We start from the raw sequence: 13,867 nt of genomic DNA, 5'->3' as shown, positions 1-13,867 counted from the left end.
CTCCCAGGCTAGCGCAACAGGTCGGTGGTCGGGCGCTCGAGCAATGCCTGGAACGAGGCCGCATCCACCGGCCGGCTGATCAGATAGCCCTGCACCTCGTCGCAACCCTGCTCGCGCAGGAACTGCAGCTGCTCGGGAGTTTCCACGCCTTCGGCCACAACCTGCAGTTGCAGGCTCTTGGCCATGGCGATGATCGCCCGGGTGATTGCCGCATCCTGGTTGCCGTCGTGCAGGCCACGGATGAATGCCTGGTCGATCTTCACGTAGTCCACCGGGAAGCGTTTCAGGTAGCTGAGCGATGAATAGCCGGTACCGAAGTCGTCGATCGCCAGTTTGACCCCGAGTTCATGGAGCTGCTCGAACGTGGCGATGATGTGCTCGACGCTGTCCAGCAACTGGCTTTCGGTGAGTTCCAGCTCCAGCAGGTGCGGCGCCAGCCCGGACTCCTGCAGCACCTGGCGCACCAGGCTGACCAGCTTGCCCTGGCGCAGCTGGTACACCGACAGGTTGACCGAGACCCGCACTTCCAGCCCCTGGCGCAACCACTCACAGGCCTGCCAGCAGGCCTGGCGCAACACGAACTCGCCCATCGGCGCGATCAGCCCGGTCTCTTCCGCCAAACCGATGAATTCGCCCGGCGGCACCATGCCCCACTCCGGGTGCTGCCAGCGCACCAGCGCCTCGGCAGCATGCAACTGGCCGGTGCGCAGGCACAACTTGGGCTGGTAGTAGACCAGCAACTGGCCTTCGTCGATGGCCTTGCGCAGCTGGTTCTCCAGTTGCAGGCGCTCCAGGGTGCTGGCGCGCAGGCTCTCGGTGTAGAACTGGAAATTGTCGCCGCCCAGGTGCTTGGCGTGCTGCTTGGCCATGTCAGCCTGGCTGACCAGCGCATTGAGGTCGAAGGTGGCATCCGACAGCACGCTGATACCCACCGACGCGCTGATCACGACTTCATGCCCATCCAAGCGCTGCGGCACCCGCAGCTTGTCGAGCAGGCGCGTGGTGACCCGCACCAGGCTGGAAAGGTTGGTGTAGCCGTCGAACAGGATGGCGAACTCGTCACCCGACAGCCGCGCCACGGTATCGGCCTCCGGTACCGCGTTGGCGATCCGCTGGGCCATCTTCTTGAGCAACTGGTCGGCCAGCTCATGGCCGAGGCTCTCGTTGAGCAGCTTGAAGCGATCCAGGTCGACGTGCAGCAAGGCCAGGCTGCGCCCGTTCAGGCGGATGCGCTGGGTGGCCTCGTGCAGACGCAGGCGGAACAACGCCCGGTTGGCAAGCCCGGTCAGATCGTCGTAGTGCGCCAGGTAGCGCAGGCGCTCCTCTGACTCGCGGCGGGCCGATAGATCGGTATAGAAGCCGACGATGTTGGCGATGCGGCCGCGCGCATCACGCACGCTGTTGAGCTGCAACCACTGCGGGTAGAGCTCGCCGTCCTTGCGCGCTTCGACCAGTTCGCCCTGCCAGCGCCCCTGTTGCTCCAACGCCTGATCGATGGCCTGGCTGTGCCGCCGCGCATCGCGGCTGCAGGGCAGTTCCAGGGCGTTGCGAGCGATCAGCTCGGCACGGCCGTAGCCGGTAACGTCGCAGAACGCCTGGTTGACCGCCAACAACTGGAAGCTTGCGTCGAGGATCGCGATGCCTTCGCTGGCGGCCTCGAATACCGTGGCTGCCAGGCGTTGCTGTTCTTCCTGCTCCTTGTGCGCGGTGACGTCACGACGGGTGCCGAGCATGCGCACGACCTTGCCGTCGACATCCCGCTCCACCGCCCGGCCGCGGTCCTCGATCCAGCACCAGTGGCCCTGCACATGGCGTACCCGGTACTCGACCCGGTAATCCTCGGTGCGCCCCTTGAGGTGCTCGACCAGGGTGCGCCGCAGCAGTGGCAAGTCATCGGGGTGCAGCCGAGGCTTGAGGTCGGCGCGGACCGAGCGGACCTGGTCGGCATCGAGGCCGAACAGGGCGTGCAACTGGGTGTGATGAACCTCGTCGCTTTCCAGGTTCCAGTCCCAAAGGCCCAGCTCGCTGGCCTGCAGAGCCAGGGCCAGGCGTTGCTCGCTCTTGCTCAGCGCCTGGTTGGCCAGGTCCAGCTCATGGCTGCGCTGGGCCACGCGCTGTTCGAGGCCGCCATGGGCCAGGCGCAACTCGTCCTCGGCCTGGCGGCGTTGGCGAACTTCGGCGCTGAGCTGGTGGTTGAGGTCCTCGGCGTGGCGCTGGGCGCTTTGCAGGTGCTCGATCAATGCCTGGTTCTGGAAGCGCCGCAGCAGGCCGCGCTCGATCAGCCGATTGACCTGCCAGGCCACCACCATCAAGGCGCCCAGCAGAATCAGCCCCAGCCAACCCCAACCACGCTGGTGGCCGGCGTCATAAGCGAACAGGAAAAGGGTCGGCGGCAACAGGCAGGGCAAGGCGAAACTCAGAAATGCCGGCAGGCTGACGGCATAAGCAACGCTGGCCGACAACGCCGCAGTGCCCAGCAGGCCGAACACCCAGGCCTGTTGCTCGAAGTTGTCCACAGGCACCAGGGCAATCGCCGCGCTGGCCAGCGTCAGCCCGCTGAAGGCGGACCCGGCGAGGAACATGCGTCGCCAGTTTGGCCTGGCCTGGCGCGATGGGGTCGCCGCCTCGAACGCCGCCACCTGGATCACCCGCAGGGCGACCAGCGCCAGCAGCCAGGCCAGCCATACGCTCACCAGCAGATAGCGCGCAGGGCTCCACAACAGCCAGGCGCAGAGCGTGCCGGTCAGCAGCATGAACAGCGTGGGCAACAGGGAGCCCTGGTACAGCAGGCGGGTGCGCTCGATAGACAGCTGAGTGGCGAATTGCCTGCGAACGCTCCGTGTCGTCTCTGGCGATGCTCCGATCGCCATGCAATCCTGGGTCATAGGGCTGGTTTCTTGTTGTGTTTTTGTTATGGCAGACCACAAATGTGCAGGGAGAATACACAAGCACCGCGTCGGACCAAACTGCTCTGGGTCATGATTTTGAAATTGTCCCGCCCGTCCAAATGCGACCGCTCAACCACGCTGGCTGGCGAGCCATGCCGATGAACGGTAAATCGCCCGCCTGGCGATTTGCGTCGGCGGCGTTTGCCCCTGCCCCCTGCCCGGCCCTAGAATGGCCGGATGCGCAATGATGACCTCTCCCTCCTGCTGAACTCCCTCAACGACGCTCAACGCCAGGCCGTAGCGGCCCAGGTCGGGCGGCAATTGGTCCTGGCCGGTGCCGGCTCGGGCAAGACCCGGGTGCTGGTGCACCGTATCGCCTGGCTGATCCAGGTCGTAGGGGCCTCCCCACATTCGATCCTGTCGGTGACCTTCACCAACAAGGCGGCGGCGGAAATGCGCCAGCGGATCGAGCAACTGCTGGGCATCAACCCGGCCGGCATGTGGGTCGGCACGTTCCACGGCCTCGCCCACCGCCTGTTGCGGGCGCACTGGCAGGAAGCGGGGCTGGTGCAGAACTTCCAGATTCTCGACAGCGACGACCAGCAGCGCCTGATCAAGCGGGTGATCCGCGAGCTCGGCTTCGACGAACAGAAGTGGCCGGCGCGCCAGGTCCAGTGGTTCATCAACGGCCAGAAGGACGAGGGCTTGCGCCCACGCCACATCCAGGCTGGCGGCGACCTGTACCTGACCACCATGCGCGACATCTATAGCGCCTACGAACAAGCCTGCGAGCGCGCCGGGGTCATCGACTTCGCCGAGCTGCTGCTGCGCGCCCTCGACCTGTGGCGTGACCAGCCGGGCCTGCTCGAGCACTACCAGCGTCGCTTCCGGCACATCCTGGTGGACGAGTTCCAGGACACCAACGCCGTGCAGTACGCCTGGTTGCGCCTGCTCGGCGCCGGTGGCGACAGCCTGATGGCGGTGGGCGACGACGACCAGTCGATCTACGGCTGGCGCGGCGCGAAAATCGAGAACATCCACCAGTACACCAGTGACTTCCCTGACGCCGAGATGATCCGCCTGGAGCAGAACTACCGCTCCACCGGTGGCATCCTCAAGGCCGCCAACGCCCTGATCGCCAACAACAGCGGGCGCCTGGGCAAGGAGCTGTGGACCGACATGGGCGAGGGTGAGCCGATCACCCTCTACGCCGCGTACAACGAGCACGATGAAGCGCGCTACGTGGTCGAGACCATCGAAGGCCTGATCAAGCAGGGCAATGCGCGCAACGAAATCGCCATCCTGTACCGCTCCAACGCCCAGTCGCGGGTGCTGGAAGAGGCCCTGCTGCGCGAACGCATTCCTTATCGCATCTACGGCGGCCAGCGCTTCTTCGAACGCGCCGAGATCAAGAACGCCATGGCCTACTTGCGCCTGCTCGAGGGCCGCGGCAACGACGCCGCCCTGGAGCGGGTGATCAACGTGCCGCCGCGCGGCATCGGTGAAAAAACCGTCGAAGCCATCCGCGACCATGCCCGCCACAGCCAGGTGTCGATGTGGGAAGCGATGTGCCAGCTGCTCGCCGGCAAAGCGCTGAAGGGCCGCGCCGCCAGCGCCCTGGGCGCGTTCATCGAACTGATCGAGCAGCTTGCCGCCAAGGTGCTGGACATGCCGCTGCACCTGATGACCCAGACGGTCATCGAGCAGTCCGGGTTGATCATCTATCACCAGGAAGAAAAAGGCGAAAAGGGCCAGGCACGGGTAGAAAACCTTGAAGAACTGGTCAGCGCCGCACGCAACTTCGAGACCAGCGACGAAGATGCCGACCTGACGCCGTTGTCGGCGTTCCTCGGCCACGCTTCGCTGGAAGCCGGCGACACCCAGGCCGACGAGCACGAGGACAGCATCCAGCTGATGACCCTGCACAGTGCCAAGGGCCTGGAATTCCCCTACGTGTTCCTGGTGGGCATGGAAGAAGGGTTGTTCCCGCACAAGATGAGCCTGGAAGAGCCCGGCCGTCTGGAAGAAGAGCGCCGCCTGGCTTACGTGGGCATCACCCGGGCCATGCGCCAGCTGATCATGACCTACGCCGAGACCCGTCGCCTGTACGGCAGCGAAACCTACAACAAGGTGTCGCGTTTCGTACGCGAAATTCCGGCCGGTCTGGTTCAGGAAGTACGCCTGTCGAACTCGGTCAGCCGCCCGTTCGGCGGCGCCAAGGCCCCGGCCAGCAACCTGTTCGCCAACGCCAGCATCCCCGAGACCGCCTTCAACCTCGGCCAGCGCGTGCAGCACGCGGTGTTCGGTGAAGGCGTGATCCTCAACTTCGAGGGCGCAGGCGCCCAGGCACGGGTGCAGGTGAACTTCGCCGAAGGCAGCAAGTGGTTGATGCTGGGGTACGCGAAGCTCGAGGCTATCTGAGCCAGATCGCGGGGCAAGCACGAAAGTTCGTGGGAGCGGGCTTGCCCCGCGATGATCTAGCAGGCCTGGAACATCGAAACTCGATACCTGTCAGGCAAAAGCTCGAAACATCTTGTCGCTAGCCATGGTCACAGGTTCATGTGCACCATGACGCGCGTGCAATCCACAAAATGGGAACCCCCAACTTATGCAACGTTTTCTTAGCATCGCTCTGGCGCTCTGCGTCGGCCTGACGCTGAGCCTCGACGCCAACGCCAAGCGCTTCGGTGGCGGCAAGAGCTCGGGCGCAGCGCCCATGCACCAGACTCGCCAGGCCGCACCGACCACACCTGCCGCCGCACCTACCGCTCCAGGCCGTGCGCCGGCCGCCGCCAGCGGCGCTTCGCGCTGGCTGGGCCCCCTGGCCGGCCTCGCCGCCGGTGGCCTGCTGGCTTCCATGTTCATGGGTGACGGTTTCCAGGGCATGCAGATCATGGACTTCCTGATCATGGGCCTGATCGCCTTCCTGGTGTTCCGCTTCATCGCCGCGCGCCGTCGCCAGCAACAGCCGCAACACGCTGCTGCCGGCCACGCCCCGTACCAGCGCGAAGCCCAGCCGCAGGCCGCCCCGCAGTCGATCTTCGGCGGTTCCGCCGCACCAGCTGCCGCCGCGCCGACCATCAACGCACCGGCCTGGTTCAACGAAGCCAGCTTCCTGGCCGCCGCCCGTTCGCATTTCCAGTCGCTGCAGCAGCACTGGGACGCCAACGAGATGGACAAGATCGCCGAGTTCGTCACCCCGCAAATGCTCGACTTCCTCAAGCGTGAGCGCGCCGAACAGGGTGAGGGCTTCCAGTCCACCTACATCGACGACCTCGATGTACAGCTGGAAGGCGTCGACGACCGCGCCGACAAGACCATCGCCACTCTGACCTTCCGTGGCGTGTCGAAGACCTCGCGCTTCGACCAGGGCGAGGCTTTCAACGAGAGCTGGCACATGGAACGCGCCCAAGGCGAAAACCAGCCTTGGATGCTCGCCGGTATCCGCCAAAACGGTTAACCCGCGCACGTTGCACAAAAAACCCCGGGCCTGTCCCGGGGTTTTTGCTTTTGCCAGAGCGGCCTACTAGGGTATAACGCGCAGCGTTGTCATCAAGGCTAGAGGATGTGAACCGTGGAAGAAGTGATCGAACAACTGCGTGAAGCCAACGAGCCGGTACCGGTGCCGCTGGAGCTGCCCGACGAAGACCAACTGGTCGAGATCGAGGAACAGCTGTTCATCAACATTCCGTTCGTGTTCAAGGAGTTCCTGCTGACCGTCAGCGATGTCGTGTACGGCTCGCTGGAACCTGTGACCGTCACCGACCCGCAATCCCATACTTACCTGCCGGACGTTGCCTCCAATGCCTGGGACGCCGGTGTACCGCGTGACCTGATCCCACTGTGCCAGGACGGTGACAACTACTACTGCGTCGAAGAAGACGGCACCGTAGTGCTCTGGGAAGCGGAAGAAGAAGCCATCGGTGAAGACAGCTGGGAATCGGTCTGGCACTGGGCACGGGATGTCTGGCTGGAAAGCTGAATGAGAAATACCCGCATAAAGTAATGGCCCATAGCCATTGAATACCCGTAGAATCGCCAGGCTTTCTGCGCCTGGCGACATCGCTACCGCTCCATCCCCTCGGACGACGATGAAATCTCGCGCAGAGAGCGTTCCCTCGCTCAGTGCGAATGATCGCGGTTGTTCTCCAGCGTCTCCAGCAAGGCGATCTGCATCCGCGTATGCACGCGGATGAACCAGCGCCACAGCAACGCCACCACCCCCGCCGCCACCACCGCAATGATCAACAGCAGCTCGCTGGTTGGCAGGATGCTTGCCGACAGTGCCGACAGCAGCAGGAAAATCACCAGCAACGACAGCAGCGGGATCACTTCGGCGACCACCCTGCGCACACGTTGCGTGTGCCGCCCGGCCATCTCCGGCTTGACTCCCATCTCCGCCAGCAACATCGACAGCGCCTTGAGCTTGCGGTAAGCCGCAATCAGGAACGGCAGCGACAGCAGCAGCGCCGCCCCCCAGATCAGGGCCTTCTGCTGGCTGACATCCGTCACCCACTCGCTGAGCCATTCGCCGATACGCCCGGCGAAATAACCGCCACTGAAGAAGATCGCGATCACCAGCGCCAGGTTGACCCCTACCTGCAACAGGATCCGCCTGATCATCGCCGCCAGCATCGCGCCCTCGCCCTGGGGCTGGATGCTGCGCAACCACTCGCCATACAGCGACAGCACCCGTGACAAGCGGCTCGGCATTACCTTGCCCAACTTGATCGACAGCGGGTCGGCCGCACGGATCAGGTAGGGCGTGAGCAGCGTGGTGATGGCCGACACCGCCACCGCGACCGGGTACAGGAAGTCGCTGGTGACCTGCAGGGTCATGCCCAGCGCCGCGATGATGAACGAGAACTCACCGATCTGCGAAAGGCCCATGCCCACCCGCAACGAAGTGCGTCCGTCATTGCCGGCGATGAATGCGCCCATGCCGCAGGAGAGCATCTTGCCCAGCACCACTGCCAGGGTGATCACCACGATAGGCCAGGCGTACTCGAGCAAAATCGAGGGATCGATCATCAGGCCGATGGCAACGAAGAAAATGGCGCTGAACAGGTCGCGAACCGGCTCGATCAGCCGCTCGATCTTCAGCAACTGGCGCGATTCGGCCATGATCGCGCCGATCAGGAAGGCCCCCAGTACCATGCTGTACTCGAGCTTCACCACCAGCAGGCAGAAACCGAAGCACAGCCCCAGCACGGTGATCAGCAGCATTTCGTTGCTTTCGAATTTCGCCACATAGGCCAGCAGCCGCGGCACCAGCAGGATGCCGATGACCAGCGCGACGATCATGAACAGCGACAGCTTGCCCACCGTCGAGAACACTTCCCCGGAACTGACCGTGCCACTGACGGCGATACCCGACAGCAATGCGATGATGCCGATGCCCAGGATGTCCTCGACGATCAGCACGCCGAAGATCAGCTGGGCGAAGCGCTCGTTCTTCATCTTCAGGTCGTTTAGCGCCTTGACGATGATGGTGGTCGAGGAAATGGCCAGGATCGCCCCGAGGAACAGCGAATCCATGGTGTTCCAGCCGAACCAGCGGCCGATCTCGAAGCCGATCCAGATCATCAGCACGATTTCCAGGAACGCAGCGATGAACGCCGTGGCCCCGACCTTGAACAGCTTGCGCAGGCTGAACTCAAGGCCCAGGCAGAACATCAGGAAGATCACCCCCAGTTCGGCGAGGGTCTTGATGGTGTCTTCGTCGTGGATCAGGCCGAAGGGGGGGGTGTGCGGGCCGATGATGAAGCCGGCAACGATGTAGCCCAGCACCACGGGCTGCTTGAGACGATGGAAGAGGATGGTGACCACTCCGGCGACCAGCATGATCACCGCCAGATCCTGGATGAAACTGATGGCATGCATGGCGCGAGTACTCCTTGTGTCGATGCACGTGGCGGACCACTCCTCCGTCGGAAACGTCTGACGCAGAAAGCAGGCACATACTGTTGTAATAGATGGAAAAGCCCACGTTGCATGGGCCCCGTCAGGTTAACATCGCGCCCTGCCGCAAAATGCCGATGCAATATGCAGAAACAGATCGGCCGAACCGGCGCCGCTGATGGCAAGATCGGCGTGACGATGGAGCGTCAGCCGACGTCCCGTACCAGGATGGGAAACCTCTATGAGGGGAACAGAAGTGTCAGCAGATACCAGCCCCGCTTCAGCGCAACTTCACCGTGAGCTCACTATGGAACCTGGAAACGCCCAGTTGACTATGACCGTCCTGATGACACCGGACATGGCCAACTTCTCTGGCAACGTACACGGCGGCACCCTGCTCAAGTACCTCGACGAAGTCGCCTACGCCTGCGCCAGCCGTTATGCCGGCACCTACGTGGTCACCTTGTCGGTGGACCAGGTGATTTTCCGCGAGCCGGTGCACGTCGGTGAGCTGGTGACCTTCCTGGCATCGGTCAACTACACCGGCAATACCTCGATGGAGGTGGGCATCAAGGTGGTCACCGAGAACATCCGCGAGCGTTCGGTACGCCATTCCAACAGCTGCTTCTTCACCATGGTCGCCGTGGACGATGATCGTCGCCCGGTGAAGGTGCCGCCGCGCCAACCGCTCAACAGCGAAGAAAAGCGCCGTTTCCTGCAGGGCCAACAGCGCCGCCAGATCCGCCAGGAGCTGGAGCAGCGCTATCAGGACCTGAAGACCGACGCCATTTAATAAACCAGGCGCTGCGCCTCGAAGCGCACGCGCGGGTGGGCAATGCGGTCCTGGGCCCGCACCAGTTGCAGTTCGTAGCTGGCGCAGGCCTGGGTTTCCAGCAGCACCTCATGCACTGCGGCCGCGGCGAACTCGAATGCCTGCACCCAGCTGTCGCCGAGCAGCACCCGGGCCAGGAACAGCCCTGAGGTGAGGTCGCCCACCCCCACCGGCTGACGCGGGAAGGCCAGCAGCGGGCGACGCAGGTGCCAGCTTTCCTTGGCCGTCACCAACAGCATCTCGAACGCATCCTCCGCGCGCCCCGGATAACTCAGGTGCTTGACCAGCACCACCTGCGGCCCACGCTCCAGCAGGCCACGGGCCATGCCGACGCAATCTTCAAGGGACTGCGCCTTGCGCCCGCAGAAGCTGTCCAGCTCCAGCTGGTTGGGGCAGAGGATGTCGGCTTGGGCGGCGGCCTGCTCGAGCAGGAATTCGCTCACCTCGGCGGGCACGATGCAGCCTTTCTCGGCGTGGCCCATGACCGGGTCGCACAGGTACAGCGCCTTGGGGTTGACCGCCTTGATCCGCGCGACACCGGCCAGGATTGCCCGCCCTTGCTCGGCACTGCCCAGGTAACCCGACAGCACCGCATCGCAATGGCCCAGTTCGCCGATGTTGGAAATGCCTTCCACCAACGCAGGAATTTGCGCTGGAGCAAGCACTTCCCCCGACCACTGTCCATACTGAGTGTGATTGGAGAACTGCACGGTGTTGAGTGGCCAGACGTTGACCCCGACCCGTTGCATCGGAAACACCGCGGCGCTGTTGCCGGCATGTCCAAAGACCACGTGGGACTGAATGGCGAGCAGATGCGGTGTACGTTTCATGCAGGACGATTCCGAAACTGTGTGAACAAATGTGCGGCCCGCAGTATGAACCCGAATGCCATCTGTACGACAGGCCAGCGGCACAGTTAAGCTGGCTCGACCTGTCTGGAGCTTACGCAAATGCTGACCCTCGAAAACGTCTTCGTCCTGATGCTGGTGGCGACTGCCGGCGCCTGGCTGTGGCACAACCACGGGCTGCGCGAAAAAGCCCTGGCCAGGGTAAAGCAGCATTGCGAAAAGCTCGACCTGGAGCTGCTGGACGACGCCGTGGCGCTCAAACGCATCGCATTCGTGCGTGACGCCAATGGCCGCAAGCGCCTGGCACGCATCTACAACTTCGAGTTCACCGTCACCGGCGAGCAACGCCACCCGGGTACCGTCACACAGTTCGGCGCGCACAGTGTGCAGATCGAGCTGGCGCCCTACCCCTTCGAGATCAAGACCCCGCCACGCACCGACAACGTCATCGAGATGCAGCAGTGGCGCCAGGAGCACAACCGCTGGCACAACTGATCAGCCACCCAGTCGGCACGCCGCCAGCGCGGCTTGCAGCTCGGCCAATGGCTGGGCCTGGGCGAAGATCAACTCCATGCGTGAATCCCTGCGCCACTCGCTTGGCTGCCACTCGGGCTCGTGGCCTTCAAGGCCGTTGAACGACTGCCAGCCTTGCTGGCTGTGGATAACCCCTTTGGCCCGGCGCCATGGCCAGGCATGCAAAAAGGCGTTCAACAGCACAGGATCGAAACGCTGACTGGGGTGCCAGCGCCAACCCACACTCCAACCCCCTTCACCCTCACTGGCCTGGCAGATCGGCTCGGATGGATCTGTCCACAGCGCTGACGGTGCGGCGATAGATTTGCCCACAGCCAGCCGCTGCAAAGCTGCGTCGACGTCAGCGACTGTGGACAAACCTGGCAAGCGGTCCAACGGCAAGGACCCATGATCCGTCCAGACCCCCGGCAGCCCGGGGAATCGCGCAGTTATCAACAGGCGCTTGGCTTCATCCACAGATGCCGACTTATTGAAAACCACGAGTGCGGTTGCCGATAAAGCCGCCTGTTGCGCTTCAGGCAGCGATTGTTCCTTGGCCAGTGCCTGGGCATCCAGCACCATCACCAGCGGCTGCACGGCCAGCACAGCCTGCCACGGCGCCTGCCCCAACTGCTGCAGCAATTGCCGGGGATGACCCAGCCCAGAAGGCTCGATGAACAGCCGGTCCGGGCGCGCCTTGCGCAGCAAGCGGCCTAGACCAACCTGGAACGGCATGCCATTGACACAACACAGGCAACCCCCCGCCACTTCACCGATGGCAATGCCATCGTCATCACGCGCCAGAAGTGCCGCGTCCAGGCCGATCTGCCCGAACTCGTTGACCAGCACCGCCCAGCGCTCGTTGGCCGGGCGCTGCACCAGCAACTGGCGGATCAGGCTGGTCTTGCCGGCGCCCAGAGGGCCTGCGATTACATGGGTGGGAATGTTCTGCAACATAAGTAGGTATCAGGCAAGTGCGTGGCCCACTATGCCCCGTCAGGCCAGCCAGTCAAGGCTGAGCAGCAGGCGTCGCTCGCCGGGCGCCGTCAGCGGCGAGCGGTGGACAAGGCCTGCACCTTCATTACCAATCCATTTCTCGCCCTTGAGCAGCGCCACGTCACCCGCCGCCAACTGGCGGATGTTATCCACAGCAGCTTGATCGAGTTGCAACCTTGAACGGTCAATCGCGCCCTCCTCCAGCCATTGGCTGCCGCTACCGGCATAGGTGGTGAGCAGGCGCACCGGCACGTTATCCACATGGAAACGCGGGCACATCGCGCCATCCAGTACCCGCAGGCGCAAGCCGATGCGCCGTGCACCGAGCAGGCAGGTGTAGGCCGCCACCAGCCATGCCACATCGGCGACGAAACCTTCGTAGCCATGCAGATCGGCCGCTTCCCTGAGCAGCCCCGGCAACTGTGGCGGTTGCTGCTCGTCGACATCGATCACCCGCTCGTCCGCCAGTGTCTGGCCGAGGCTCAGCACCAGCGCACAGAAATCCTCGACCTGGGCAGGCAACTGGCGCTGCCAGACGGCCAGGTTGACGCCATCCTTGAGAATGTCGGTCATCACCGTGGGTGACGGCCCGAAGACCTGGCAGATATCCACAACCCGGGCCGCCAGCCTCATGCCGCCTGCTCCTCGATCCAAGGGCCGAACGGATCTGCCAGCCGTAGCCAACCCATGGGCCCCAAGGCCATTTCTTCCTCGCTCAGCAGGCAGGCGTCCAACGCTGTGGATAACTGCGCAAAGTCGATGTTCTGCCCAATGAAAACCAGTTCCTGACGGCAGTCACCGGTGTCCACCGACCATTGCTTGAGGATCGCCGCCCTATCCGCTTCATCTTGCGGCCACTGCTCGCGCGGGACGAAGCGCCACCAGCGCCCGGCCAGGCCATGGCGCATCATGCCGCCTGCCTGCGACCAGCTACCGGCCTCCTGGTACTTGCTGGCCAGCCAGAAAAACCCTTTCGAGCGCAGCAGCCGCCCATTGCTCCAGGGCGTGTGGATAAAGTCGAAGAAGCGTTGCGGGTGAAACGGCCGGCGAGCCTGCCAGGTGGTCGCGGCGATGCCGTACTCTTCGGTTTCCGGCACGTGTTCGCCGCGCAGCTCCTGCAGCCAGCCCGGCGCTTGCGTCGCCTGATCGAAGTCGAACAGGCCTGTGTCGAGGATTCGCGACAACGCAACCTGGCCCATGACCATCGGCACGATCTGCGCCCGGGCATTTAGGCTGCGCAGGATGGCGATCAACTCTTCACGTTCGTGCTGGCCGATCAGGTCGATCTTGCTCAGCAGCAACACGTCGGCGAACTCGACCTGCTCGATCAGCAGGTCGCTGATCGAACGTTCATCCTCTTCACCAAGGGTCTCGCCGCGGCTGGCCAGGCTGTCGGCAGCCTGGTAATCACGCAGGAAATTGAGCCCGTCGACCACGGTGACCATGGTGTCCAGCCGCGCCATGTCCGACAGGCTGCGGCCTTGTTCGTCACGGAAGGTGAAGGTCTCTGCCACCGGCAGCGGTTCGGAGATCCCGGTCGACTCGATCAACAGGTAATCGAAGCGGCCCTCACGCGCCAGGCGTGCAACCTCTTCCAGCAGGTCTTCGCGCAGGGTGCAGCAGATGCAGCCGTTGCTCATCTCCACCAGTTTTTCTTCCGCGCGGTTGAGGCTGACGTTGCGCTGCACTTCGCTGGCGTCGATGTTGATTTCGCTCATGTCGTTGACAATCACGGCAACCCGCAGGTTGTCGCGGTTGCGTAACACGTGATTGAGCAGCGTGCTCTTGCCGGCGCCGAGGAAGCCGGACAGTACGGTGACAGGAAGACGGTTGGGCATGACGGACCTCATCGGGCAGGCGCATTCGAAACGATGCATTGCGTCATGTTA

Annotated in this window: 11 protein-coding genes; 5 read left to right on the top strand and 6 right to left on the bottom strand. The window is 63.6% G+C overall.

Annotation, left to right across the window (positions count from 1 at the left end):
* Positions 1-8: 8 nt before the first annotated feature.
* The gene (locus DM373_RS19205; RefSeq protein WP_244215098.1) at positions 9-2,870 is read right to left on the bottom strand and encodes a putative bifunctional diguanylate cyclase/phosphodiesterase; all 2,862 of its coding nucleotides are present in this window, start codon (positions 2,868-2,870) and stop codon (positions 9-11) included.
* A gap of 255 nt (positions 2,871-3,125) precedes the next feature.
* Between DM373_RS19205 and uvrD the strand changes: the two genes are divergently transcribed.
* The 3 genes from uvrD to DM373_RS19190 all read left to right on the top strand — a co-directional run bounded on the left by uvrD (position 3,126) and on the right by DM373_RS19190 (position 6,870).
* Positions 3,126-5,309 (top strand): DNA helicase II, encoded by a 2,184-nt coding sequence (gene uvrD, locus DM373_RS19200; protein ID WP_110995078.1) that lies wholly within the window; start codon positions 3,126-3,128, stop codon positions 5,307-5,309.
* 187 nt (positions 5,310-5,496) lie between these two features.
* Positions 5,497-6,348: a Tim44 domain-containing protein gene (locus DM373_RS19195; protein ID WP_110995077.1), complete on the top strand. Its 852-nt coding sequence runs from the start codon at positions 5,497-5,499 to the stop codon at positions 6,346-6,348.
* 114 nt (positions 6,349-6,462) lie between these two features.
* Complete coding sequence (locus DM373_RS19190; protein ID WP_110995076.1) at positions 6,463-6,870, top strand: SMI1/KNR4 family protein; 408 nt, start codon at positions 6,463-6,465, stop codon at positions 6,868-6,870.
* 140 nt (positions 6,871-7,010) lie between these two features.
* On the opposite strand, the gene DM373_RS19185 is transcribed toward DM373_RS19190, so the two are convergent.
* On the bottom strand, positions 7,011-8,771 hold the full coding sequence (locus DM373_RS19185) for a cation:proton antiporter (RefSeq protein WP_110995075.1): 1,761 nt from the start codon (positions 8,769-8,771) through the stop codon (positions 7,011-7,013).
* Positions 8,772-9,096: 325 nt separating this feature from the next.
* Here DM373_RS19185 and DM373_RS19180 point away from each other — a divergent pair, with 325 nt between their 5' ends.
* Entirely contained in the window at positions 9,097-9,582 is a 486-nt protein-coding gene (locus tag DM373_RS19180; RefSeq protein WP_110995074.1) for an acyl-CoA thioesterase, read from the top strand.
* Here the strand turns inward: DM373_RS19180 and pdxY are convergent.
* Positions 9,579-10,451 (bottom strand): pyridoxal kinase PdxY, encoded by an 873-nt coding sequence (gene pdxY / locus DM373_RS19175; RefSeq protein WP_110995073.1) that lies wholly within the window; start codon positions 10,449-10,451, stop codon positions 9,579-9,581. The genes DM373_RS19180 and pdxY overlap by 4 nt on opposite strands.
* Positions 10,452-10,571: 120 nt before the next feature.
* On the opposite strand from pdxY, the gene DM373_RS19170 reads away from it, so the two are divergent.
* The gene (locus DM373_RS19170) at positions 10,572-10,964 is read left to right on the top strand and encodes a DUF3301 domain-containing protein (RefSeq protein WP_110995072.1); all 393 of its coding nucleotides are present in this window, start codon (positions 10,572-10,574) and stop codon (positions 10,962-10,964) included.
* Here the strand turns inward: DM373_RS19170 and DM373_RS19165 are convergent, their stop codons facing one another.
* From DM373_RS19165 to zigA, 3 genes are read right to left on the bottom strand one after another with little or no spacing between them, the layout of a single operon-like run.
* The gene (locus DM373_RS19165) at positions 10,965-11,939 is read right to left on the bottom strand and encodes a CobW family GTP-binding protein (RefSeq protein ID WP_110995071.1); all 975 of its coding nucleotides are present in this window, start codon (positions 11,937-11,939) and stop codon (positions 10,965-10,967) included.
* A 39-nt stretch (positions 11,940-11,978) separates the two neighbouring features.
* Complete coding sequence (locus DM373_RS19160) at positions 11,979-12,611, bottom strand: DUF1826 domain-containing protein (RefSeq protein ID WP_110995070.1); 633 nt, start codon at positions 12,609-12,611, stop codon at positions 11,979-11,981.
* Entirely contained in the window at positions 12,608-13,816 is a 1,209-nt protein-coding gene (gene zigA, locus DM373_RS19155; protein ID WP_110995069.1) for a zinc metallochaperone GTPase ZigA, read from the bottom strand. Before zigA ends, DM373_RS19160 begins: the two co-directional genes overlap by 4 nt.
* Between the last annotated feature and the right edge of the window lie 51 nt (positions 13,817-13,867).

Origin of the sequence: Pseudomonas sichuanensis, assembly GCF_003231305.1 — a bacterium.
Lineage (GTDB): Bacteria > Pseudomonadota > Gammaproteobacteria > Pseudomonadales > Pseudomonadaceae > Aquipseudomonas > Aquipseudomonas sichuanensis.
The sequence above is the reverse complement of the archived record's forward strand: the minus strand, read 5'-3'. Positions and strand labels throughout refer to the sequence as shown.